This window comes from Methanoregula sp. (assembly GCF_052325125.1).
GTDB lineage: Archaea > Halobacteriota > Methanomicrobia > Methanomicrobiales > Methanospirillaceae > Methanoregula.
In genome coordinates this window covers 1-24357 of record NZ_JBKQWO010000004.1, presented here as the reverse complement: position 1 = coordinate 24357, position 24357 = coordinate 1, and the positions used below count along the sequence as shown (strand labels likewise).

Sequence of the window (24357 nt, the reverse complement as noted above, 5' to 3'; positions counted from 1 at the left end):
CGCGGGACGGGGATATATATCATATATTACTTCGGGTAATAGCAATGAGTTTTAATATTCATAAAATGATATTTTCTTTCATGCACAAGTCCATCGATCAGATCAACGAGCGCATCCGTGACGGCAACGCCCGTGTTGTCACCGCCGAGGAGATGCCCGCGATCGTTCGTGAACTGGGGGAGGAGGGCGCGCTTGAGGAAGTCGATGTTGTTACCACCGGGACGTTCGGTGCGATGTGTTCATCGGGAGCATTCCTGAACTTCGGGCATTCGGAACCCCCGATACGGATGGAGCGGATCTGGCTCAATGACGTTGAGGCTTACGGGGGTCTTGCTGCAGTCGATACCTATATCGGGGCGACCCAGCAGTCGGATACGCTCGAAGAGAAGTATGGCGGCGCGCACGTTCTGGAGGACCTCGTCTCCGGGAAATCAGTCGAGCTGCGGGCGACCTCACGGGGCACTGACTGCTACCCGCGCAGGACGATCACTACTGAACTTCTTCTCGAAAACCTCAACCAGGCGATCATGTGCAACCCTCGTAACGCGTACCAGCGGTATAACGCGGCAACCAACACCACCGACCGGCTGTTGCACACCTACATGGGAACGCTCCTCCCCAATACGGGTAATATCACATACTCTGGTGCAGGGGTGTTGAACCCGATATCGAACGACCCGGAACTCCGGCTCATCGGAAGCGGCGTCCCCATCTTCCTGTGCGGCGCGCAGGGCATGGTGATCGGTGAGGGAACGCAGCACTCACCAGGAGGTGGGTTCGGGACGCTGATGGTTACCGGGAATTTAAAGGATATGTCCCCCGAGTACCTCCGCGCCGCGACTATGACCGGATATGGCGTCACCCTCTACGTGGGGCTTGGGGTGCCGCTGCCGGTACTCGACCTTGACGTTGTCCGGGCTACGGCAAGAGGGGATGAGGATATCTCGGTCGACCTGATTGATTATGGGGTGCCGAGCCGCAATCGCCCTCCGGTCCGGAGCGTGACCTATGCAGAGCTGCGGTCCGGCATGGTGGAGATCAATGGAGAACAGGTGCGGACCTCGTCCCTTTCGAGCTTCCGCAGGGCGCGGAGGGTCGCCGGGGAACTCAAATCCTGGATCGGCAGGGGCGGCATGCAGCTGGCCCTGCCCACCCGGCCCATTGACGCAACAAAGAAGGTGCATCCGATGCACGAGAGCAAAAAAGGCCCCCGCGTGATGGACATCATGGACCGGCAGGTCGTGAGCGTCGGGGAATCGGAGGAGATCCGTACGGCCGCGCAGAAACTCCTCAAAGGGGAGACCAACCACCTGCCGGTTATCGGGAACGATGGCAGGCTTGTGGGGATCGTAACGACCTTCGATGTCTCAAAGGCGGTCGCGAACCCGGGCAAGGCGTGCACGGTCAGCGACATTATGAAAAAGAAAGTCATAACCACCACGACTGACGAGGCGGTCGATATTGCGGTCAGAAAACTTGAACAGAATAACATCAGTGCGCTGCCGGTTGTTGACCGGGAGCGCCACGTGATTGGCATGCTCACCGCAATCAACCTCGGGAAGCTCTTCGGCGGGAGGTGGCTGAAATGAAACTGCTCGTGAACTTTTCCAAAGGGAAGAATAACGCCCCGATCATCGCGCAGGTGGTCAAGGACACCGGGATTCTTATCAGCGTCGAACGGGCCGTGATCGACTCATCAGAAGGTGAGGCGCTTATCGAAGTCCCTGATGACCAGTGCAAACTCATCAGGACAAGCATGACCCGTCTCGGGGCCACCGTAAGACTGCTCGAACACGGGATCAACCTCAACGCAAGCGAGTGCGTGGACTGCGGCGCCTGCATCTCCATCTGCCCCCGGGAGGTCTTCTCGTTTGACGCAGACTGGAAACTCGCAATTGCGGAAGACCGGTGCATTCTCTGCGGCAAGTGCGTGGATGCATGCCCGCACCAGGCGCTGACATTGCCCCTATGATCCGCGAGCCGTTCCGGTACCGGGAGACCTTTGCCGCGATCCTCGCGGAAACACCCGCTCATGCGGCCGCGGCAAAAGAGGGTATGATCAATGCCCGCATGACACTCGAAAGGTATATCGCCCGCGACCTCTTTTTTGCGAGTACGTTTTTTCCTTACGAGCCGGATACGGACGAACCCCTGATCCGGCATATGGCAACCGCCGCTGCAAAAGCCGATGTCGGACCCATGGCGACCGTTGCGGGTGCCATTGCATCTGCCGGGATCGAGGCCATGATGGGAGCCGGCGCCCGGTTCGGAGTAATAGATAACGGCGGGGACATTGCGCTCGTGAGCGACCGGGACGTCCGGGTGGGCGTCCATGCCGGGACAGCCCCGCTTTCCGACAAGGTCGCGTTTGTGATCCCGCCACAAAAAGAACCGTTTGGTATCTGCACCTCATCGGCCACGGTCGGCCCTTCCCTCTCGTTCGGGGTCGCTGATGCGGTCACGATCTTTGCACCCGATCCCCTCCTTGCCGATGCGTGGGCGACGGCGGTCTGCAACCGGATACGCACCGATGACAGGAGCGTCCTCAGCCAGCTCGATCCCGTCGAGGTGCAGGGTGTCTTTGCCATTCTGGGAGAGACGGTCATCCAATGGGGCCGGGTCCCGCCCGTCGTCCCGGCCCGGGTCAACGAACAACTGATCACTGCCGGGGACCGGCTATAACGTCGATTCGAAATAGGAACTGCTGTCTGCCATTGCACTTGCACCGGAAAATGTTTTCAGCGGGTCCTTCCCGTCGGTCACGATAATCTCCGGTTGGCTGTGGTTGACCCGGAATACCCGGGTCAGCAACTCAATCTCATCGATTGCCACTCCGTTGACAAGCGATGACGCGGGTTCAAGTTCAAGGCGTTCCTTCACCAGTTCATCCGGAATGAAACGGAAAAAATAATAGAATACCTGCCATGCATTTAAGAGATCCGAGACCAAAAGTTCGCACCTCACCGGTCCGGGCAGGACTTCCATCCGGCGCACCAGTGCATCCTCGTCCTCGCCACTCTCTTCAAGCAGGCAGTCCGCGATCCTGACCAGTTCTGGAAATGACGGGACGGGATTTTTTGTATCCATGGGATCTGGTTGGCCGTGACTGGCTAAATATCCGCTGGCAATAAACTATAATCTGGACGAGCGGGAATGAGTACAGGTGAAAGAAGAGGACGTTGACTGGCTGATCTATCATATCATCACGCAGAAGGGTGAGGTTACTGCAGATGATCTGGCAGATGTAAGCGGACTGGATGCAGCAGCAGTTACCACGTCGCTGGACCGGCTCGACCGCTATTTTCTCATCGACCGGACCAGTGGAAAAATCCGGACCCTCTCAGTAGGGGAGGCGCTCATAAAATGCCAGGCAAAAAATGACGGGACACTGCCGTACATTATTGAAAATGGCGTTATAAGAGCAAGGAAGAGCGGGTATGACAGGAAATGAAGTAGCAATACTCCGGATCGGCCATCGTCCCGAACGCGACCAGCGGGTGACCACCCATGTTGCCCTGACCGGCCGGGCGCTCGGAGCATCCGGGATGTTTCTTGCCACAAGCGACAAAGGTGTCGTGCGGAGCGTCCTTGATGTAGCGGACCGATGGGGCGGGAATTTTTTCTGCGAGGATAATGTCAGGTGGCGCACCTGCATCCGGGACTGGAAGGCAGGTGGCGGCAAGGTGGTTCACCTGACGATGTACGGGATTAACCTTCCCGACATTATCGGCGAGATCCGGTCTTCGGAAAAACTCCTCGTGGTCGTCGGGGCCGAGAAAGTGCCCGGCGAGATGTACGGGCTTGCGGATTACAATGTCGCCGTAACCGGCCAGCCCCATTCGGAGATCTCAAGCCTCGCGCTCTTCCTGGATCATCTCTATGAAGGATCGGAATTCTCCCGGGAATTCCCCGGCGCAAAAATACGGATTGTACCATCTCAGGCCGGGAAACATACGGAGGAGTTGTGAGGGGCCGGGTCCTTGTCGCAGGTTTCGCCACGCGCCATGTGGCGCAGTCCGCTGCGCTTGCCGGTTATGAAGTCTGTGCGGTGGATCATTTCTGCGATCAGGACCTGTTCTGGTACACACGTGACCGGATGCAATTCAGGGATCTCACCGATCTTCCTGAGACGGTGGACCGGATGTGCCGCAGATATTCCTTTGATATCGCGATTGCAACCTCAGGAGCCGAAGACCTGACCTTCCCGGTCCCTCTCTGCGGGACATCCCGCGAACGTGTCGGCCGGTTCCTTGACAAGCTGGAGATGCAGCGCTTTTTTGAGGAACTGGGAGTCCCGGTCCCCCGCATAGCAGGTGATGGCGAATACCCGGTGATGGCAAAACCCCGTCGTGGTGCAGGAGGGTGGCGTAACGCGGTGCTCCGCGATGCCGGTGAGGAAACGCGCTGGGCCTCCCTGTACCCGGACGTACCCTATATCCGCCAGCAGGTGGCAGACGGGATCCCTGCAAGCATCTGTTGCATCGCAAACGGCCATGCAGCCCGGGCGATCGCCGTAAACGAACAGTTGCTCAGGGGAAATGGCGAATCTGCATTCGGTTTCTCCGGGTCGGTAACCCCCTTTGACCATCCTGTATGTGCTGAAATGATCGCCATCGCCGAGAAGATTGCGGCATCAAGCGGCTGCACTGGGACTCTTGGCATCGATTTTGTCATCGGCCGGGATACGCCGCGGGTCATCGAAGTGAATCCCCGTTTCCAGGGAACTCTCGATACGGTCGAGATGGCATATGCATGCAACCTCTTCCGGTTCCATGTCAATGCCTGCGCGGGAACGCTTCCGGAAGCGCCACAGGCACAGATCTATGCCGCACGGCGTATTCTCTTTGCCGAGCGCGACCTGATCCTTGACGCAGACTTAAAGGATCTTGCCCCCGTGGTCTCTGATATCCCGTGGCCGGGGACCTGTTTTGAAGAGGAACAGGCAATCGTGAGCGTCTCCGGAACGGGTCAGACCCGGGATGAGGCACTTTCTGTGCTGGATAAAAATATCAGCTCTGTCCGACAATATATTCGCTGATGGATCCTGTAGAAGAAGTTCTTAATAATCCGGCAATGCGGGCATATATTCACCGGCTGATCGGTGATGAAGGGCTCGATCTTCTGGAAAAATTCCCCAAGGAGGGTGAACACAGCGATGAGGATCTGGCAGCAAGCACCGGGATCAACCTAAACTCCGTGCGCCACACGCTTTATACGCTGTATGAGAAACGGCTCGCGGAATATCACAGGATCAAGAACAACGAAACCGGCTGGTTGACCTACCTCTGGCAGCTGCGGATCGACCATATCCACGATGCCATACGGGAAGATATGGAGATGGTGCTGGGCAAACTCGAACACCGGATGCGGTTCGAGGAAGAGAACGATTTTTATATCTGCAGGGAGTGCCACGATATCTATACTTTCACGCAGGCCATGGGCGGTGACTTCAAGTGCCCGAACTGCGAGCAGCCGCTTGGCCATTTCGATAACGATGTTCTCGTAAAGGCGCTCCGGGAGCGCATCGAGAGCATGAAAAAAGTACTTGGCCATGCCTGAAGGCAGGGAACGCTGCATCGCGCTGCTTAAAGAAGCCGGGTGCAGCCCGAAGGTGATCACCCATTGCAGGGCTGTCTGTGCCTGTGCGGAGGAGTACGCCCGGGGGTGCGCTCTTGCCGACCCTGCGCTTGTCGTGACCGGTGCGCTGCTCCACGATATCGGCCGGGGGAGCACGCACGCGATCGACCATGCGCAACGGGGAGCGGATCTCCTGCGCGAAAAAGGCTTTCCCGAACAGGTTGTGCGGATCGTCGAGTGCCATACCGGGGCCGGCCTGACGGCGGATGAATGCACGCTGCTGGGGCTTGCTCCGCGTGACTGCATGCCACGGACTATTGAAGAGAAGATCGTCACCCACGCGGACAACCTGATCGCGGGATCGAAGAGAGTGACGATCGATGAGAGTATTGCTTCTGCCATCCACCTGCCAAAAAAGATCCGGCGACGGATGTACCGGCTTGCCGTTGAAGTGGAGCTGCTCACGCAGTAATCATGCTTACATGCCTTTTTTGGCTTATATGATAACCTGCCGTACCTGCGGGAGGGCGCGGATCTCATTGACCACACCGGCAGGCAGCGGGTCCTCGACAATGATCACCAATTTTGGATCCTCGGAAAATTCGGGGTCGGTGACGAAGATCTGCCTGATCGCAAGCGAGTGGTTTGAGAGCACGCGGACAGCGGCACCTATAATACCACGTTCGCTTGCGTTTTTGGGCATTACGATAATGACCGAGAATCCCAGGGACTCCGCCACCCGGCTCAGGTCCGGGGTTGCCCGCATGTTGAGGAAGATTTCCTGCAGGACCGGGCGTTCGAGAATGCGCCGGGCGGTGGAGTCCACGACACGGCGATCCGAGCCGATCGCCTTTGCAACGGAGGTGGCCGGGATCTCGATGCCGTTGCAGCAGATCCTCCCTTCTGCATTGACGCCGAACCCGTTTTCGAGGAGAAATCTCACCACGCGACCCTGCGACGGCGAGTCCGCAAATTCGCGGATGATATCAGACCACATATATGCACCGGGTATAACGTATGCAAATATACATTTATGCCTGCCATCTGCCATCAACGTATACAAAAAAAATGGGTCGGGTTCCCGCAGGATTTTCTTTCACCACGAACAGCCGGACTTGCGGCTAAATCCCGTAAAGCTGCCTGCCGGGTGCTTCATGGCGACTGCAGGACGGATCCGTCAAAGACCATACTGACGTGCGAAGGGCAGGATCTGCCATAACATTCTTTTAGATAGACAACCTTTTTGTTATGGCACAAAAGCGAGGTCAACCGGCTGGATGCCAAGGCGGAAAGAACCATTCCTTTGCCAGTATTCCGGTGTGAAATCGTGGTGCATCTCTTAAAAACAGGGCGAGGGTAGCCAAGCCAGGTCAAAGGCGCTAGGTTGAGGGCCTAGTCTCGCAGGAGTTCTTGGGTTCGAATCCCATCCCTCGCACTTTTATGATCTTCCTTGTTTGGATTTTGGGGGGAATCCGTCATTTTCCACCAGGTCCATAACGACCATCTCAACGGATGTTAGTCTCTCAACCTGTACTTTTTGTAGTGCCCGAAGTCCGGCCCTGCTCCTTTTTCATCGCCGGATGATTCTTGCTTTTTAGTGGGTTTTGGGAGACAAGGCCGGAGATAATTGCAATTGCAGTTTTCTCAGCTTCTCTTCCCGGGACCCCATTTCCGCACTTACGTCGTCAATAGCCCTTGTCACATCGTTCTGCACCGATTCTGCTGTCGCATACACGGAGCGAAGGATCCCCAGGAGTTTCTTTTCTACCTCAACTCCTTTACGCAAACGGGCATACTCGCATACAAGATCTCTTTCAAAGCCCGCTTTTATCGCAACACGGATCTCTTTGTCAATAAACTTTTTTCGCATCAGCACGTACTCGATTGCACTGTACAGTTCCTGGAGTTTAACCGGTTTAAGGATATAATCCTCAATACATAACCCGTATTTTTTCGCTTCTGAAGGGGTGGGTTGTTTTCCGGTCAGCATCAGGACCGGGATCCTTTTCCACGATGGATTCTTTTTGATCTCTTCCAGTGTCTGCCACCCGTCCATGGGAAACATCATAATGTCCAACAGAATGAGATCCGGAAGTTTCTTATGAGTTTCCAGGATTGATATGCACTCTTTGCCACTTTGTGCAGGAATCGGGACGTATCCTTTTCGTGAAAGCAGCAATGAAAACAGCTCTACGAGTGACGGCTCATCGTCCACTATCAGGACCTGTACAGGCTGAGGCCGCCTCAACAGGGCGAAATACCCGGCCCCGGAAATAGCGATAAGTGCAATCCCGAGTATCGCGGCCATTTCCCACGGAACAGGAAAAGTGCCAGCAGGGGCTGTTTCCGGGAGGGATTTCATGTCAGGATCATCCGGGTACATCTTTTGAAATGCTGATATGGGGCCCGTAAGATCAACTGAAATAAGGGTATCTCCCGTCAGGGAATCTACCAGAGTCACATACCGGAGATCGGGTGTAAACGGCACGATGACACCGAACTCCACCTGGGGGTCATAATCTGTATACCCGGCCAGTCCCTGCGCGGCGCCACCAGAGCTCATCTGTACACCGGTACCGGTCTGGATTCGCGGATCCCTGATGGAAAATTCATCAATCGTTTTTCTCTGCGAGTCAAGAAGCAATCCTGTGATACTGCCGGATTGGAGATTGAGGTTCGGTGCAGTACCATACTGAATTTCCGAAGAAACCTCTTTTATCGCACCGTTTTCATAAGCCAGATTGACGGATACGATCTTCTGGTAAGGGCTGGTATCAGCAGCGGTTACCGGAGTAAGGAGGATAAGAAAGAGGATGAACCCGGCAAATAATATGAGCTGCATTATCCATCACAGGAATGGTACCTAATTGGAAATACGGTCAAGTATATTTACTATTCGTTTTGTTGATGCATTGCCAAACGTGCCATAGTACCCTTCATACATAATATCGGGATCGGGATCCCATCTCCAGAACTCCTTCTGGCAACCGTTTCCTGTATCCTGAACCTGACGACAATTCCCCGGGTTCCAGTTATTTGCGATGGCTGCCGCTTGGCATTTTTCTTCTGAGTTCCACACATTGGGATTTGGATCATTTTCGTTATAATAGGTATTTCCGCAGTAGGTGTCCATAAGTCCATAGAGCCCATGACCGATTTCATGCATGGCAAGATATTGTTCATCGGCAGCAATTTTTAAGTATACTCTCCCAAGTCCGTTGGGGTTGGTGCATCCTTCCGGCGCACCGGGGGGGCCGATATACATCCCGTAATATTGTGGGTAGAGAATTATGGTCAAATCGCTGAATGTGACCTTCTGCCAGTAACTATCCGGGATTTTTCCTGAGCAGCCATTGAATGCATCGATATAGGTTTCCCCGTCCCAGAAATAATAAAAATTAAATTTATTCATGTAATTGCCTGAAAGGGGATAGTCCGAAGAGAGGTTGGACGGATACGTCCCAAATGTCTGGTTGATGAACCGTATTACATCGTCCTGAAATTTCTGCCGGCCGCCGGGATACCCATTGAGCAGGACTTTTGTATCTGTCGAACTGTTAAAAGAGGTATTGGAAGGTAAGAATACGATGTTGATTTCAGTATCCCGTGGCCCGTTAATCAGGACGGGAATAATACCGGATACCTGGAGATCCAGCTCCAGAGAATGTATCTTCGTGAGATCGGCCCCCGTTGTCCTTTCCTGATACCCGTCCTTAACGACACGGAACGTCACCGTCCCTGACGGGTAACTGGCTGGAGACAAAACAAATGTACCATTCTCAGAGGAGGTGCCCGCATACTGGCCGTTAATATAATAATTAACACCCCCAAGGGGTGTCTGGTTTTGTATGTCCCGTGTCTCAATGACGATTTTTTCCCCCGGGGGCCCGGCCTGTTCCCCGGTAAATCCTCCGGATGGTTCAGCCAGGAACGAAATTGCGGATAAAATTACCAATAATCCACCGCAGCAGAACAGGATGAGCACGATTATTCTGATAAATTTTTCCCGTTCCATCCAACCCATCCTTCGCCGTATTTAACAGATTCCCCATCTGCGAATACTAATGATTGCTGATATTTATATATTATCATAATCCCGATTCTTTACATAACTTTTTACCTAGCTTGTTTGTCGGGTACTGCAATTAATGCCCGTTTTTGTCAACAGATTTTGTCTTTGCGATTGGAATAAACTATCAGTAACGATTACATGTAGGATGAAGAAGGAAACGGAGAGTTTGTTCCTGTGACGGCGGGCATATGAAGCCCTTCCCGTGATTTAGATCCTGACAACCACCGAAGGGCTCTTTATCCTTTGCAGGTAACCATTCCCCACAGGAGTCTTTGTGCGGCATGGAAAAAGAGCGCAAGAAAACCGGGGATACCCCCTTCCATACGGCGGCAGAAGCAGAGGTCATGACCGCCCTCGGGACAACTGAACGGGGCCTGTCGTCTGCCGAATCTTCGGCACGTCTCGAACGATACGGGCCAAACGATGTTTCCCAGATCCGCCAGCGCCCGCTCCTCGTTCAGTACCTCTCCCATTTCAAGAACCTGCTTGTCATTATCCTGATCCTTGCCGCACTTGTGTCGATCTTCGCGGGAGAATTAACTTCTGCCGTGATCATCATCGTGATCGTTGTCGCGAGCGTCACGCTGGACTTTTTCCAGGAATACAAGGCGGGAAACGCCGCAGAACTGCTCAGGCAGAAGATCATCACGAAGGCCGCAGTCTGGCGGGACGGGGAGCTGCAGGAGCTGCCCATCACCGTGCTCGTCCCGGGAGATATCATCTCTCTTTCAGCTGGTGACATCATCCCTGCCGATGCACGAATCCTCTCTTCCCGGGATCTCTTTGTCAATCAGTCCGCACTCACCGGCGAGCCCTTCCCGGTCGAGAAAGCCCCCGGCGTCGCAGCCCCGGGCACCCCCCTTGCGGAGGCGGAGAACTATCTCTTCCTTGGTACATCCGTTGTAAGCGGTACGGCAACGGCAGCCGTTACGACCACCGGATCATCCACCGAATTCGGGCACGTGGCCAAAAGCCTGGTCAGCAGGCCACCGGAAACCGAATTCGAACGGGGTCTTCGGCAGTTCAGCTACCTGATGTCAAAGATCATCTTCTCCCTGGTCATCGTCGTCTTTTTTATCAATGCGTTTTTCCGGCATGGCCTTCTTGACTCCCTTCTCTTTTCTATCGCCCTTGCCGTGGGGATGACACCTGAACTCCTCCCGATGATCCTTTCGCTCAACCTCTCGAAAGGTGCAATTGCGATGTCGGAGAAGGGCGCCATAGTCAAACACCCCGAATCGATCCAGAACTTCGGGAGCATGGATATCCTGTGCACTGATAAGACCGGCACGCTGACCGAGAACCAGATAGCTCTCGTCCACCATCTTGACACTGAAGGAAACGACAGCGAGACCGTACTTACCTACTCCTACATCAACAGCTTGTTCAGCACCGGTCTCAAAAGCCCGCTCGACGATGCGGTGGTCCGGTTCCGGCACTTCGATATCAGCGACTGCACCAAGGTCGACGAGATCCCGTTCGATTTTATCAGGAAACGGGTATCCGTCGTTGCAGCCCGTAACGACGGCGCCGTCATCATATCGAAAGGGGCCCCCGAGGAGATCCTCCGTATCTGCACTGGCGAGGAACGAGCGGGGAGTATCCAGCCGCTCAATGACGAGGCCCGGCAGCGGATTCAGCGGATCTACGAAGAGCAGAGTAAGCAGGGATTCCGGACACTCGCTGTCTGTTACCGTCACCTCGGTGCCACCCAGGCCGGATTCTCTGCTGATGACGAGAAAGAGATGGTCCTTATCGGCCTCATCACCTTCATTGACCCGCCAAAGGAGAGCGCCCGGGAGTCGGTACAGCTTCTCGCCCGGTCCGGTATCGACCTCAAGATCCTGACCGGTGACAACGAGCTGGTGACCCGTAAGACCTGCGAACTTATCGGACTCCCGGTAAAGGGAGTCATCAGGGGCGCCGAGATAGAAAACCTCGATAACGAGGGCCTAGCCCGGGTAGTCGATGGCGTGACCATCTTCTCCCGTATGACACCGGTCCAGAAGAACCGGGTAATGAACGCCCTCAAGCACAACGGCCATGTCGTCGGGTTTATGGGCGACGGTATCAACGATGCGCCCTCCATCCGGGAGGCGGACGTCGGCATCTCTGTCGAGAACGCGGTGGATATCGCAAAAGAATCTGCAGATATTATCCTTGTACGGTCCGATCTACGTATCCTCAACGACGGCGTGCTTGAGGGCCGGAAAACCTTTGGCAACACGATGAAATACATCCTGATGGGTACAAGTTCGAATTTCGGCAACATGTTCTCGGTCGCCGGTGCCTCACTGTTTTTAAAGTTCCTGCCGATGCTCCCCATCCAGATCCTGCTCAACAACCTCCTCTACGACTTCTCGGAATCGACCATCCCGACCGACAATGTAGACGAATCGTACATCAGCACGCCCAAGAAGTGGGATATGGGTTTTATCCAGAAGTTTATTGTCGTCTTCGGCCCGATCAGCTCGGTCTTTGACTTCATCACATTCGGTATTCTCCTTCTCATCTTCAATGCCAATGTCGCGCTCTTCCAGACCTCGTGGTTCATCGAGTCGATCTGTACCCAGACGCTCGTGATCTTCGTCATCAGGACGCGGACTACCCCCTTCTGGAAAAGCCGGTCAAGCCGGCTCCTTGCGGCAAGCACCCTTTTTATCGTGCTGATTGCCTGTGTCCTGCCGTTTACACCGGTTGGGAGGCTCTTTGGCTTTGTCCCTCCTCCACTCACATTCTTTGCCGCGCTTGCAGTTCTGGTAGCCGGATATATTCTCATTGTTGAGGGAGTCAAGATCTGGTTCTATCGCAGGTATTCCGGAAGTTCCCTGCCCGTAAAAAGAACCCTGCCGTAAGTCTTTTCCGCTTTTCCGGATGCCCTGCAAGAGCTCCATTTTTATCGGTAATTCCCGGGAAACAGCATCGGGATTTTTTTAGGGGTCTTCGTACCTCATCCGAACCGGCGGTTTTTTCACCTGCATTACCGTGACGCAGGGTACCGCCATTTTTTGTCGCCCTCCGATGGTGCTCCGGGAAGACCGGGGCACACATTAAAGAGCATACCCGTCCCACGTACTGACTGACCAGTCAATTCGATCAGGGGTGTACTCATGCTTTACCGCACCGTACCAAAAACCGGCGACCGGCTCTCCATTCTCGGCTTTGGCTGCATGCGCCTGCCGGCAAAATCCAGAGGAATAGATGAGGAACGGGCCATCCGACAGATCCGGCACGCGATCGATAATGGCGTCAACTATTTCGATACCGCACCGGCCTACCATTTCGGGAAGAGCGAGCAGATCCTGGGAAGAGCACTCCTTCGCGGGTACCGGGAAAAAGTCAGGATCGCAACCAAACTTCCGCACTGGTCGGTTCGGGAACGTGCCGATATGGACCGGATCCTCGCGGGACAGCTCGCGACCCTTAAAACAGATCATATCGATTATTATCTGCTCCACAGCCTGGGCAAAGAGAGCTGGGAGAAACTGAAAAATCTTGGCGTTCTGGAGTTTCTGGATCGCGCAAAAGCCGAAGGTAGAATAACCAATGCCGGCTTCTCGTTCCATGGCACGCTCGCGGCATTCAAAGAGATTGTCGATGCATATGACTGGCAGTTCTGCCAGATCCAGTATAATTTCCTTGACGAATATAACCAGGCGGGGACTGAAGGACTCCGGTATGCGGCAGAGAAAAAACTTGCCGTCATGATCATGGAACCCCTGCGCGGCGGAAACCTTGCCGGGCCGGTGCCGGAGGAGGTCCGCAGGATCTGGGACGAAGCACCGGTGAAACGCTCGCCGGCTGAATGGGGCCTGCGCTGGGTCTGGAATCACCAGGAGGTGACCGTTGTCCTTTCGGGAATGAATAACGAGGCCCATATCGATGAGAACATCCGTGCCGCAGGATCGGCGCTTCCCCTGTCGCTTTCACCTGATGACCTCGCCCGCATCGACCGGGTAAAGGAAACCTACCGGCAGCTCATGAAAGTCGGGTGCACCGGTTGCGGGTACTGTATGCCCTGCCCGGCCGGGGTCGATATCCCTGGCTGTTTTGCGCTCTATAACGCGCATCACCTTTTCCCGAAAGACCGTGCCCCGCGCTTCCAGTATATCGGCCACCACGGCGGGCTCATCGGCGATGTCTCGTATGCCGGGCTCTGCCGGCAGTGCGGGAAGTGCGCGAAGGCCTGCCCCCAACACCTGCCGATCCCCCGGCTCATGAAGGACGTTAAAGCAGACATGGAAGGGATGATGTGCGTCATAGTACCGACACTCAAAGGCGGCCTGTGGTGCATGAACCAGGCCGCCCGCGTACTCTCCCTGTTCTCCCGGGAGAAAGCCCATGAATGAACCAACTTCTCCTGCCGGATCCCTGGTCTGCCCGATACCGGTCGGCCACGCCAACGCCTATCTCATCCGGGGAACACGGCCGGTTCTTGTCGATTGCGGCTTGCCGGGAAGTGCCCCGAAAATCCTGTCAGCATTGACCCGGGAGGGCCTGAAGCCATGGGATCTCGCGCTCATCATCATCACCCATGCGCACGTCGGCCATTACGGAAGTGCCGCGGCCCTTGTCGGGGCGACCGGTGCCCCGGTGCTTGTCCATGCACGGGAGGCAGACTATCTCGCCAAGGGCGCAAGTGCGCCGGCACTCCCCGATGCCCTTATCGGGCACATGCTCGGTTTATTTATTGGCAGGCACGCGCCTCAACCGGAACTTGCCGTACAACCGGTGATCCGGATCGACGCCCCTTACCGGCTCGATGCATTCGGCGTTAACGGAACGATTATCCCCACGCCGGGCCACACGAACGGCTCGCTCTCGGTGATCCTTGCAACCGGCGAATGTATTGCCGGTGACCTCGTTATGGGAATGTTCCCGGCCGGACGGCCCCGGCTCCCGATCTTTGCTGAAGATCCGGAAGCGGCAAAAAAGAGCATCCGCACCATTATTGGCACAAAACCGGAAATAATCCATACCGGGCATGGCGGACCGTTCTCCTGCGGTCAGGTGGAGGCGCTCCTGACATGAGACAGAGGGAACAGGCAACCGACAAACGGGAGGCGATTCTCGAAACTGCGCTCGTGCTCTTTACCGAACGCGGGTTTTACGGTACGCCGACCGCAATGATCTCGCGGGAGGCGGGAGTCGCCACCGGCACGCTCTTTTTTTATTTCAAGACAAAAGAGGAGCTTATCGATGCACTGTACCGCCAGATCAAGGGCGAGGCAGGTGCCGCCCTCAGGCAGGGGGTCGAAAAGGAGCGGACAATACAGGCAAAAATCTGCAGGGTGGGAAAGAATGCAATCGCATGGGGTATCCGGAACCCGGAAAAGTTCCGGTTCATGGAGCAGTTTGCCTGTTCGCCGTTTGTCTCCACGACCGCCCACGAAGAGGGCATGTCGCACTTCCGCTTTTTGCAGGAGCTTGTGCGGGAGGGTATACGCGAAGGGGTCATACGGGATTACGACCCGGAACTTCTCTGTTCGGTGCTGGCCTCGTCCCTCTCCGGGCTGCCCTCCCGGATCATGGCTACTCCCGACCCGAAAAAGAGGGAGATGCTGATCCGGCAGGGACTTGCGTTTCTCTGGAACGGCCTTGCGACACACCCTGATACGAAGAAAACGGTTCGGGAGGCGACCGGCCACGAACCAGAAAATAGAAGGAGCAGATGATCATGGCAGAGACGATATTTCTCTCATTTACAATGACAGGCACCCCGGTAACAGGTGCAAAAAAGCCCGCGGGAAAGACCGTATCCGGGTACCTGCACCGGACTTTTGTACAGGCAGATGATTTTATCTGGCGGCTGGCGGGAGGGGTACGATGACCGCTCCCGTGATCGAAACTGACGGCATCACGAAAGTATATGGCGACCTGACGGCAGTCAACCACATCGCTCTTTCCGTGGAAAAAGGCGCACTCTTCGGCCTGCTTGGCCCGAACGGTTCAGGCAAGTCGACCATGATCAGGATGCTGACCGGGCAGATCCGGCCGACTTCCGGCACGGCAACCGTGCTCGGCCTCGATGTGCAAAAAGACCCGATAGGGATCCGGGAGCGCGTGGGGATCATTCCCGAGCAGGAGACCCCGCCCAGTTTTCTCTCGGCAACCGAGTACCTGCACTTCGTGGGCGCAATCCGCAAGATCCCCGATATCGACGAGCGGGCGGCATGGTGGTTTGATTTTCTGGATTTTAAGGATATGAAGGATGTGCTCTGCAAGGATCTCTCGCGGGGCACCCGGCAGAAACTGATGTTTGCACAGGCATTCATCCATACGCCGGTGCTCTCCCTGATCGACGAACCTCTCATCAACTTCGACCCGATCATGCAGCGCGTTGTTAAGGATTACCTGACAAAGTACGTAAAAGCAGGAAACACAATCTTTATCTCGACCCATATTCTTGCCGTGGCCGAGGAGATCTGCTCGGATTTTGCGATCCTTTCCAAGGGAAACCTCCTCCACACCGGGACGATAGCAGATCTCGGGTCGGAGCACCGGAATCTCGACGACTTCTTCCTCTCGCTCGTGCAGAAGGACCGCCATGTTTGATCTCTTCATTGCGATGGTAAAGGAGGAGTGGCGGGTCCATTCCACGATGTTCGGGAGCATCTCCTTTGCACTCTTCCCGGTCATGATCTTCTGGATCGCCTTCATGGGGTCGTTCCTCCTCCCGCTGATGCGCCAGGCACTACCCGCCGGCGAACTCTCGCTTATCCTCCACGCAAACTACCTGATGCTCGGGTTCATGGTCGGTGCGTTCGGCCTTCTTGGGGGTGAGGTGATGAACCGGCGATTCGGGCAGGCGAGCCTGCTCGCCTATTCCGCGCGGAGCCTGCCGCTCCCGGAGCGGTTTATCTTCGCAAACTTTGTCGTGAAAGACACGCTCTACTACATTGTCCTCTGGGTGCTTCCGCTCGCGCTGGGCTTCATACTCGCGTCGCCTTTTATCGGGGTCCCGGTAACGCTCCCGCTGCTCCTGACCCTTACCCTCACGCTCTCGTTCCTGTCCGGGCTCTGCACCGTTTTTTTCCTTTCGTCGGTCTATTCGCGGTCAAAGCCGGCGCTTGCGGCGATCCTTGTCGTCCTTGCCGGGATCGCCGGGGGATATGCACTCCTCGCGGGCGGTAATCCCGCACGGCTCTTTCCCCCCGTAAGGCTCTTTGCCGCGTTCTCGTGGCTGAACCTTGCTCTTTCCTGCGCGGTGATCGTTGTCCTCTTCTGTGTCTCGATCGCACTCTTTACCCCGGAGCCACCCGGCCCGACAAAGCACGTCAGGGAGATGCTCACGCCACTTGCCCGGCGGCTCTCGTTCTTCCCCACGCCGCCCCTTGCGGCAAAGGACCTTATCGACATGTACCGGAGCGGAGGGGTGGTCGGCCAGACACTCTTCTCATTCCTGATACCGCTCGTGGTGATCTGGTTCTTCCTCTCCCTCCTGAACGGGTATCTTCCCTCTTATGGCGTCCTTCTCGAATTTTCCCTTGTGACAGGTGTCATTGCATCGACGATGTATACGTGGGTCACGATGTTCGATACATTCGGTGCATATGCCTGCCTGCCGGTCAGCGTCAGCACACTTATAAAAAGCAAGATTGCCAGTTTCTCCGTGCTCCAGCTGATCCCTGCCGTGTTCATCTCGCTCGTCGCGGTACTCTCGGGGCAAGCGATCTACCTTGTCCCGGCGCTCGTCCTCTGTCTCTCGGTCTCGTTCTACAGCCTCGGCATCACGGTCTGGCTGACCGGTCTCTCCCCGAGCGTGCTTGTCTATAACGTAAAAGTGATGGCCACCTACCTTATCCTCATCGGGATTGTTCTTGTCATTCTTTCATCTATTGTGTTTGCTGCACCGTTTTCTGCCCTTGCTGCCGTGCTCCTCTTCGTGCCGGCCGCATGGTTTGCCCGGCTCGGGTTTGCAAAATGGGATGCCCGCGAGCAGCCGGGGTTCTAGTCACCTTTTTTGGAGGCCTGTTTTTCCGGCCAAAAGAGGAATCTTTGTATCATCTGCCGACAGATACCAGCGTAATGACGTTTCCCGCGACCATCTCCCGGACCGAGCGCGTCCTGCTCTGCCTTGCCCTTGTTGTGGTCATTATCTTCGGCATCAGGATGGCCGGAACGGTCATAACCATCGTCCTTGTCGCGCTGATCCTTACGCTGCTGCTCTACCCTGCCACCCGCTGGCTGCGCATAAAAGGCCTCCCGGCACCTGTTGCAGTCAGTGTCGTAACGGTCGCCGCCGCACTGTGCATCGTCGTGATCGTGTACCTGACAGTCTCCTCGTTCAACGTGATCATCGCCGACCTGCCGCAGTACCAGAACGATCTCGCGGTCCGGCTCGCCAATATCACCGCGTTTTTTTCCGCACATGGCATCAGCACCGGACAGCTCTTCTCTTCAACGCCCAACCTCGAAAACATTATCCCGGCCCTTGTGTCGTCGCTCATGAATATTGGCGAGGATCTCATGGATGTTTTTTTCATCGCGGTGACGACCTGCTTCATGCTGCTTGAGGCGCCGCGGTTCATCCAGGGGATTGAGACAATGCTGCACGGCGAACCGGAAAAACTCCGGCACCTCTCCCGGATGAGCGGCTACGTGATCGATTTCATCGTGGTCCGCACCGAGACGAACCTCGTCCACGGGCTGCTCTTTGGCGGGGTGCTGGTCGTCATGGGCGTCCATGCCGCGATCCTCTGGGGCATCCTCACGTTTGTTCTCGGCTACATCCCCTATTTCGGCCTCATCATCGCGGCGATCCCGGCCATCTTCTTTGCATGGCTCCAGTTCGGGATCTGGGGTGCGGTCGCGGTGATCGCCGTCGTCTGTATCCTCAACCTCATCGTGGAGAACCCGGTCTTTTCGTATCTTGCGGCGCGCAAGTTCGAGATACCGGCCCTTGTGGTCATCCTCTCGGTGATCTTCTGGGGCTGGCTGCTTGGGCTTGCCGGCATGCTCTTTTCCGTTCCCTTCACGCTGATGCTCTTCACCCTCTTCCAGTTCAGCGACGAACTCCGGTGGATCAACACGCTGATGAGCGTCGGGAGCCTGTTCGGGGAGGGCGGAACCGGGCCGGAGAACGGTGCGGCTGATGAGAGATGAGCAGGCCCGGAGAGACAATCCCGTGATAGGAGGAAACCGGGAACAGTTCGAAAATCTTTTGGGAACCGGCTCATAATTACCGGTATGTTATCCCGGGAAGAACAACAGGAGTATGCCGGTTTTATTGAGGCCCAGGTACGGGACTTGTCCCTGGTCCGGAAAATAGGGAGAAAAGTCAGGAACCTTTTTGTCAGCCGCGCGAGATTGGACGATCTCCGCGGGCGTTTAATACGGGAGACCGAACCGTTTTTTGCCGACTACGTGCGAAAATTGTCAGGGAATGACGATTTCAAGACTGAACTGCAGATCCGGTATTTTGAAAAACGGATCCGGACGCTGCCCCGGGATACGCTGCTCCGGTTATATGATGAATATGAGAGGATCGCCCGGGTCAGGTCTGAAAAAGTCAGGGAAAAACTGCTGGACAATTTCTGCAATTCCATCAGCCTGTCTTACAGCCTGAACGGCTGGTTCCTCCATATCTATGCGGATGAACTGAAAAAGAGACCGTGAGCCGGTGGTATCCGGTGACGAACCGGTACTTCATGCGGGAACCCGGAAAAATCCGGCAGGGATATTTTAACCAGAGGAGGTTCCCGGATATTCCGGCAAAAGTCTGGTGCAGTTACCGGACTTTCTAAAAAAGTCCGGGCAAGGAAGTGAACTCCAAAAAAACGGTTCCGGCGCCCGGCCGGTTTAAAAAAATGCGGGCACGTGCGGGAATCCTGATCTTAAACCGGTAAAAGATCTCCCATTTCTCCCCGATTAATGCGGTTTCCGGTGATTGCCCTCCGGGTAATAATCACCACAAAAGAGTTATTGGCTACAAAACTAATGGTTCATCTTAAGGAAATTTCTTCAGGTGGATGAATGGAAGAAACGGTAAAAAGTAAAGAGAAAGCATCTTCGTGCGGGGATGTGGACAGCGGGACCACCGAGTCCTGCGGCACACGTTCCGGCACCACACCGGCAGGCACAACTCCGGAAAAGGAGTCGGCTGCAGGGATGCTTTCAGAGAACGAATTGTATTTGAAAACCATATTCAATTTTGTGCAGACCGGTCTGGTTGTCCTCAATGCAGACACCCACGAGATCATCGACGTCAATCCACGGGCGGTCGACATGATCGGAGCTGCCCGGGAACAGATCATCGGGGCGGTCTGCCACCAGTTCATCTGTCCGGCACAGAAAGGAAAATGCCCGATTACGGACCTGGGAATGAGGGTCGACAATTCAGAACGGATCATGCTCACGGCGAAGGGTGTCCGGGTGCCCATCATAAAAAGTGTGATCCCGATCACGATCAATAACCGCCACTACCTTCTTGAGAGCATCTTTGACATCTCCAACCTCAAGGCAGCGGAGGCGGAGATCCAGAAAAAGACCGATGAACTCGCACGGTCAAATCTCGAACTTCAGCAGTTCGCCTATATCGCATCCCATGACCTGCAGGAACCATTACGGGCAATCTCCGGGTTCACGGAACTGCTGGCTAAACGCTATCAGGGACAACTTGACGAACGGGCTGACAAGTATATCAGCTTCATCACCGAGGGCTCCCTGCGTATGCAGCAGATGATCCAGGACCTGCTGAGCTATTCACGGGTGCAGACCCAGGCGCATGAATTTGCAAAAACAGACAGCAAAGCGGCACTCGACCGGGCCCTTGGCAATCTCCGGGTCGCAATCCAGAAGAGCAATGCGTCCATTACAAATGACCCGCTTCCCGAGATTATTGCCGAAGGCGATCAGATTGCCCTCGTCTTCCAGAATCTCATCGGGAACGCGATCAAATACCAGAGACCCCAGGTAACCCCCGTCATTCACATATCTGCGCAAAAAGGCGAAAAGGACTGGCTGTTTTCGGTTGCCGATAACGGCATTGGCATTGATGAAAAATATGCGGATCGCCTCTTTAAAATTTTTCAGCGACTGCACACACGGGACGAATACCCGGGTACCGGGATCGGCCTTGCTATCTGCAAACGGATCATTGAACGACACGGGGGAACAATCTGGCTGAAGTCCAGACCCGGCGAGGGTACTACATTTTATTTCACTATCCCGTTAGCGAAGGAGGAAACGAAAGCATGACTGATACTGCAGCGAAAATGTTTACAACGAGACCTGTTGAGATTTTGCTCGTGGAAGATAACCCGGCCGATATTGCGCTTACCAGCGAAGCGCTGGAAGACAGCAAGATGCTCAACAACCTGAATGTGGTAAATGACGGCGTTGAGGCAATGGAGTTTCTCCACCGCGAGGGCAAATATCAATCGGCCCCGAGACCGGACCTGATCCTTCTCGACCTGAACCTTCCGCGGAAAAACGGGCGTGAAGTCCTCGAAGAGATCCGGGCAGATCCGTCGCTCACCATCATTCCCGTCGTCATCATGACGGTTTCAAAAGATGAAAAAGACATCTACGAAACATACCGGCTCCATGCAAACTGCTATATCCAGAAACCGGTACGATTCGGGGAATTCATTGAAATCGTGAAATCCATTGAAAATTTCTGGTTCTCCATTGTCATGCTGCCATCACAAAAATAGCCTGGGATTATGAAGATTCTCGTACTTGAGGACAGCCCCTCCGATATGGAGATGCTGCGGGAGCTGCTGGAGGATCAGGACAAGCGTGCGTTTGACGTTATCCACGTGGAACGGTTGTCCGCTGCGATCCCGTACCTGTCCAAAGGCAATATTGATATTATCATTTCAGACCTTGGGCTCCCTGACAGTCAGGGGCTGGACACGCTCAAAACACTAAAAGAGCACTCCAGTGAGATTCCGATCGTTGTACTGACCGGACTTGACAATGAACGCATAGGTATCGAGGCGCTCAAAGAAGGGGCGCAGGATTATCTGGTAAAAGGGCAGATGAGCAGTCAGTCCCTTTCCCGTTCTCTGCGCTATGCGATTGAAAGAAATGCAATTGAAACAGAGAGGAAGAAAATGGAGCTGCAGATCACCCAGCAGCTCAAAGAAAAAGAGATGCTCCTCAAGGAGATCCACCACCGGGTCAAGAATAACATGCAGGTGATCTCCTCCCTTTTAAATCTCCAGTCCCAGACCGCAAAAGACGATGCAACACGATTATTATTCAAGGAGAGCCAGAACAGGATCCGGTCAATAGCACTTGTGCATGAACAGCTTTACCGCTCGGACAACCTCAACCAGATCGAGTATGGGGGGTACCTGAAAAAAATGTTCGCCACCCTCTTTGACTCGTATGGTGCTGATCCACGGAGGATATATATGCTAATCGATGTACCGACGGTGAAGATCACGATTGAAAAGGCAGTCCCGTGCAGCCTTATTGTAAACGAGCAGCTCTCCAATTCCCTGAAGCATGCATTCCCTCCTGATGCTTTCCCCAAAGATCGGAAAGGGGAAATCCGGATCGGGTTTATGCTGGATACAGCCCACGGGAATTACGTTCTTGACTATCGCGACAACGGTGTGGGGATGCCGGAGAGTCTGGATCCGCAGAAGACCGGGACCCTTGGCATGCAGTTGATCTACGGTCTTGCACAACAGTTGGGCGGGAGCGTGGTACTGGAACGCGGCAACGGCGTTCATTATACCATCACCTTCCCGGCAAAGGAGTTAAAGAAGGAATAGCCATGGAAAAGAAAAAAATCCTGGTCGTAGAAGACGAGTTTATCACCGCTACTTCGCTGAAAGCCTGCCTCGAAGGGATAGGATGCACGGTTGTAAGTACAGTTGATACCGGTGAGCAAGCCGTGAAAGCCGCAGAGGAACTCAAACCGGACCTTATCCTGATGGATATCATTCTCAACGGGGAGATGAGTGGGATTACTGCCGCCAATATCATCCAGCAGCAGTACGATATCCCGGTTATTTACTTCACGGGACAATCCGACGAGGCAACGCTTAACCGTGCCCTTGAAAGCGGCGAACCGTTTGGTTATATTGTCAAACCCTTCGAAGAGAAAAATCTGAAAAGCAACATCATGCTGGCACTGTACAAGCACTCGATGGATCTCAGACTCAAAGCGAGCGAGGAACTGTACCGTACTATTGCTGAGCTCTCAGAAGATGGAATTTTTATTATCACCAATAACTATTCGGTGGCATATGTGAACGCATCGGCAGCCCGGATTATCAATCGCGAACCTGCAGCGATAATCAACCAACCCTTCAGTGATTTTGTACCCGAAGAAATGTCCTGGCAGATCCGGTCGGTAATCGATGAAGTCCGGGCAACCAATAAAAGTACGCGGATGTTACAGGAGTTCACGTCAGGCGATCGTAAATTCTGGCTGGATACCCGTTTTATTCCGCTTGCGCCCGTTGACGATTCCCGATGGCAGGTGATGATGGTGATCCGCGATATCACCGATCAGGTCATTCTTGAGGAAGAGATGGCAAGAGAAGGTATAATCCAGCTGGAGAAAAATATGGAGCAGTTTCAGGTCTTAAATGATCAAATACGAAACCCGGTTCAGGTTATCATGGGATTAACCCTCTTGGAAAAAGGACCGTACACGGAAAAGATCCTTGAACAGGCTGAGATGATTGACAACCTTGTATCGAAACTTGATAAAGGGTGGATTGACTCAGAAAAAGTACGGAATTTTCTCATGTATCATCATCGGCACGGTGTTGAAATTGGCAAGAAAAACTGATGTGCGATCCTTACTGAAACAAAACGGGGAGGTATTGATCCGATGACCACGGTCCTCATTGTTGATGACAACCCGGACATCCGGGACCTTTTTGCGACATTTTTAACCATGTCGGGATTTTCGACACTGACTGCTTCAGGAGGAGAAGAATGCCTTGAACTCCTTAAAAAAACCCATCCTGATCTTATTCTCCTCGATATCATGATGGAGCCTATGAACGGATGGGAGGTGCTTACGCAGATAAAAAACCAGCCGGGCAATGAAGATATTCCGGTGTTCATGGTGAGTGGAAAAGTACTATCTGATGACGAACGGAAGAAGTACGACGGACAATACAAAATGTACATCATGAAACCTGTCAGGCCTGAGCGGTTAATGAAAGCAATTACTGATGCTCTTAAATAACCGGGGAGTATCACATACCAGGAGCACGGAAACGTGCAGAGCTAAAAATGCGAGGAACCGTTTGATCTCGTCAGGGCAGAGTAATGGATCACTGATTCCCGTATCCGGTTTACTCTTTTTAAGCCTCTTATCATCAGGCTGGCATGAAACCAGGGTTCTTTTCATGTCATATCACCAGGGAAAGATGGGTCCTGGTGAGGTTTTACCCGGGCTCATGAGAAATTGTTGAGATAATGGGTTGACGTTCATTTCGCGTTCCGGTTGGAGTGCCGCGCCCCTGAAGGGATATCCTGCGGCGGATCACAGGATATAAAGAAACTCCCCTGCCTGCCAGGAGCACTTAATCGCTGTTTTTTGGAACGCTGAAATGGCAATGAAGTGTCCGGCCGGCAGTATCTCCGGGATGATTACCTAAATTTCTGCTCTGTAGAAAACCTTCACCCGGAGAAATTGTAGAAATCTGTGAATGTTACAGACGATCATTTTGTTAGCGATTTCTTTCGTCTGAATCAGGAATCTTCGAGATTTGAGATCACCGCTGAACTTT

26 protein-coding genes and 1 tRNA gene are annotated in these 24357 nt (G+C 54.3%); 23 read left to right on the top strand and 4 right to left on the bottom strand.

Going from position 1 to position 24357, the window contains the following annotated elements; genetic code table 11:
- Positions 1–80: 80 nt before the first annotated feature.
- Genes ACLQMU_RS01070 through ACLQMU_RS01060 form a run of 3 tightly spaced genes read left to right on the top strand, consistent with a single transcriptional unit; the run spans position 81 to position 2682 of the window.
- On the top strand, positions 81–1589 hold the full coding sequence (locus ACLQMU_RS01070; protein WP_422148299.1) for a homocysteine biosynthesis protein: 1509 nt from the start codon (positions 81–83) through the stop codon (positions 1587–1589).
- Positions 1586–1972, top strand: a complete 387-nt coding sequence (locus ACLQMU_RS01065) for a 4Fe-4S binding protein (protein ID WP_422148298.1) — start codon at positions 1586–1588, stop codon at positions 1970–1972. Before ACLQMU_RS01070 ends, ACLQMU_RS01065 begins: the two co-directional genes overlap by 4 nt.
- On the top strand, positions 1969–2682 hold the full coding sequence (locus tag ACLQMU_RS01060; RefSeq protein WP_422148307.1) for a UPF0280 family protein: 714 nt from the start codon (positions 1969–1971) through the stop codon (positions 2680–2682). Before ACLQMU_RS01065 ends, ACLQMU_RS01060 begins: the two co-directional genes overlap by 4 nt.
- On the opposite strand, the gene ACLQMU_RS01055 is transcribed toward ACLQMU_RS01060, so the two are convergent.
- Positions 2677–3087, bottom strand: a complete 411-nt coding sequence (locus ACLQMU_RS01055; RefSeq protein ID WP_422148297.1) for a hypothetical protein — start codon at positions 3085–3087, stop codon at positions 2677–2679. The genes ACLQMU_RS01060 and ACLQMU_RS01055 overlap by 6 nt on opposite strands.
- Positions 3088–3163: 76 nt before the next feature.
- On the opposite strand from ACLQMU_RS01055, the gene ACLQMU_RS01050 reads away from it, so the two are divergent.
- Genes ACLQMU_RS01050 through ACLQMU_RS01030 form a run of 5 tightly spaced genes read left to right on the top strand, consistent with a single transcriptional unit; the run spans position 3164 to position 6049 of the window.
- Entirely contained in the window at positions 3164–3451 is a 288-nt protein-coding gene (locus tag ACLQMU_RS01050) for a MarR family transcriptional regulator (RefSeq protein WP_424039372.1), read from the top strand.
- Entirely contained in the window at positions 3438–3968 is a 531-nt protein-coding gene (locus tag ACLQMU_RS01045) for a tRNA (cytidine(56)-2'-O)-methyltransferase (protein WP_424039370.1), read from the top strand. The genes ACLQMU_RS01050 and ACLQMU_RS01045 overlap by 14 nt, the downstream gene beginning before the upstream one ends.
- Entirely contained in the window at positions 3965–5038 is a 1074-nt protein-coding gene (locus tag ACLQMU_RS01040) for an ATP-grasp domain-containing protein (protein ID WP_424039368.1), read from the top strand. The genes ACLQMU_RS01045 and ACLQMU_RS01040 overlap by 4 nt, the downstream gene beginning before the upstream one ends.
- Complete coding sequence (locus ACLQMU_RS01035; protein ID WP_422148293.1) at positions 5038–5559, top strand: transcription factor; 522 nt, start codon at positions 5038–5040, stop codon at positions 5557–5559. Before ACLQMU_RS01040 ends, ACLQMU_RS01035 begins: the two co-directional genes overlap by 1 nt.
- A complete protein-coding gene (locus ACLQMU_RS01030) occupies positions 5552–6049 on the top strand; it encodes an HD domain-containing protein (RefSeq protein WP_422148292.1) in 498 nt (165 codons plus the stop codon). Before ACLQMU_RS01035 ends, ACLQMU_RS01030 begins: the two co-directional genes overlap by 8 nt.
- A gap of 24 nt (positions 6050–6073) precedes the next feature.
- On the opposite strand, the gene ACLQMU_RS01025 is transcribed toward ACLQMU_RS01030, so the two are convergent.
- Entirely contained in the window at positions 6074–6574 is a 501-nt protein-coding gene (locus tag ACLQMU_RS01025; protein WP_422148291.1) for a regulator of amino acid metabolism, contains ACT domain protein, read from the bottom strand.
- Between the two features lie 353 nt (positions 6575–6927).
- Here ACLQMU_RS01025 and ACLQMU_RS01020 point away from each other — a divergent pair.
- Positions 6928–7012, top strand: a tRNA-Leu gene (locus tag ACLQMU_RS01020).
- Positions 7013–7171: 159 nt separating this feature from the next.
- On the opposite strand, the gene ACLQMU_RS01015 is transcribed toward ACLQMU_RS01020, so the two are convergent.
- Positions 7172–8419, bottom strand: a complete 1248-nt coding sequence (locus ACLQMU_RS01015) for a response regulator (protein ID WP_422148290.1) — start codon at positions 8417–8419, stop codon at positions 7172–7174.
- Between the two features lie 21 nt (positions 8420–8440).
- Entirely contained in the window at positions 8441–9592 is a 1152-nt protein-coding gene (locus ACLQMU_RS01010) for a hypothetical protein (protein WP_422148289.1), read from the bottom strand.
- A gap of 338 nt (positions 9593–9930) precedes the next feature.
- Between ACLQMU_RS01010 and mgtA the strand changes: the two genes are divergently transcribed.
- The 14 genes from mgtA (at position 9931) to ACLQMU_RS00940 (ending at position 23810) form a co-directional block, all read left to right on the top strand.
- The gene (mgtA, locus tag ACLQMU_RS01005) at positions 9931–12504 is read left to right on the top strand and encodes a magnesium-translocating P-type ATPase (protein ID WP_424040007.1); all 2574 of its coding nucleotides are present in this window, start codon (positions 9931–9933) and stop codon (positions 12502–12504) included.
- A 255-nt stretch (positions 12505–12759) separates the two neighbouring features.
- On the top strand, positions 12760–13998 hold the full coding sequence (locus ACLQMU_RS01000; RefSeq protein ID WP_422148287.1) for an aldo/keto reductase: 1239 nt from the start codon (positions 12760–12762) through the stop codon (positions 13996–13998).
- Complete coding sequence (locus ACLQMU_RS00995) at positions 13991–14680, top strand: MBL fold metallo-hydrolase (RefSeq protein WP_422148286.1); 690 nt, start codon at positions 13991–13993, stop codon at positions 14678–14680. The genes ACLQMU_RS01000 and ACLQMU_RS00995 overlap by 8 nt, the downstream gene beginning before the upstream one ends.
- Positions 14677–15324, top strand: coding sequence for a TetR/AcrR family transcriptional regulator (locus tag ACLQMU_RS00990; protein WP_422148285.1), 648 nt, complete (start codon positions 14677–14679; stop codon positions 15322–15324). The genes ACLQMU_RS00995 and ACLQMU_RS00990 overlap by 4 nt, the downstream gene beginning before the upstream one ends.
- 2 nt (positions 15325–15326) lie before the next feature.
- Positions 15327–15479, top strand: coding sequence for a hypothetical protein (locus ACLQMU_RS00985; protein ID WP_422148284.1), 153 nt, complete (start codon positions 15327–15329; stop codon positions 15477–15479).
- On the top strand, positions 15476–16204 hold the full coding sequence (locus tag ACLQMU_RS00980; protein ID WP_422148283.1) for an ABC transporter ATP-binding protein: 729 nt from the start codon (positions 15476–15478) through the stop codon (positions 16202–16204). The genes ACLQMU_RS00985 and ACLQMU_RS00980 overlap by 4 nt, the downstream gene beginning before the upstream one ends.
- Positions 16197–17603 carry a hypothetical protein gene (locus ACLQMU_RS00975; RefSeq protein ID WP_422148282.1) on the top strand — a complete coding sequence of 469 codons (1407 nt, stop codon included), beginning with the start codon at positions 16197–16199 and terminating at the stop codon, positions 17601–17603. Before ACLQMU_RS00980 ends, ACLQMU_RS00975 begins: the two co-directional genes overlap by 8 nt.
- 74 nt (positions 17604–17677) lie before the next feature.
- Complete coding sequence (locus tag ACLQMU_RS00970) at positions 17678–18754, top strand: AI-2E family transporter (protein WP_424040005.1); 1077 nt, start codon at positions 17678–17680, stop codon at positions 18752–18754.
- 84 nt (positions 18755–18838) lie between these two features.
- On the top strand, positions 18839–19267 hold the full coding sequence (locus ACLQMU_RS00965) for a hypothetical protein (protein ID WP_422148280.1): 429 nt from the start codon (positions 18839–18841) through the stop codon (positions 19265–19267).
- 357 nt (positions 19268–19624) lie between these two features.
- Positions 19625–20848 (top strand): sensor histidine kinase, encoded by a 1224-nt coding sequence (locus ACLQMU_RS00960; protein WP_424040004.1) that lies wholly within the window; start codon positions 19625–19627, stop codon positions 20846–20848.
- Positions 20845–21306: a response regulator gene (locus ACLQMU_RS00955; protein WP_422148278.1), complete on the top strand. Its 462-nt coding sequence runs from the start codon at positions 20845–20847 to the stop codon at positions 21304–21306. The genes ACLQMU_RS00960 and ACLQMU_RS00955 overlap by 4 nt, the downstream gene beginning before the upstream one ends.
- A 9-nt stretch (positions 21307–21315) precedes the next feature.
- Positions 21316–22377, top strand: a complete 1062-nt coding sequence (locus ACLQMU_RS00950; protein ID WP_422148277.1) for a sensor histidine kinase — start codon at positions 21316–21318, stop codon at positions 22375–22377.
- Between the two features lie 2 nt (positions 22378–22379).
- Complete coding sequence (locus ACLQMU_RS00945; protein ID WP_422148276.1) at positions 22380–23405, top strand: ATP-binding response regulator; 1026 nt, start codon at positions 22380–22382, stop codon at positions 23403–23405.
- Positions 23406–23447: 42 nt separating this feature from the next.
- Positions 23448–23810: a response regulator gene (locus tag ACLQMU_RS00940; protein WP_443673499.1), complete on the top strand. Its 363-nt coding sequence runs from the start codon at positions 23448–23450 to the stop codon at positions 23808–23810.
- The last annotated feature ends 547 nt before the right edge of the window (positions 23811–24357 follow it).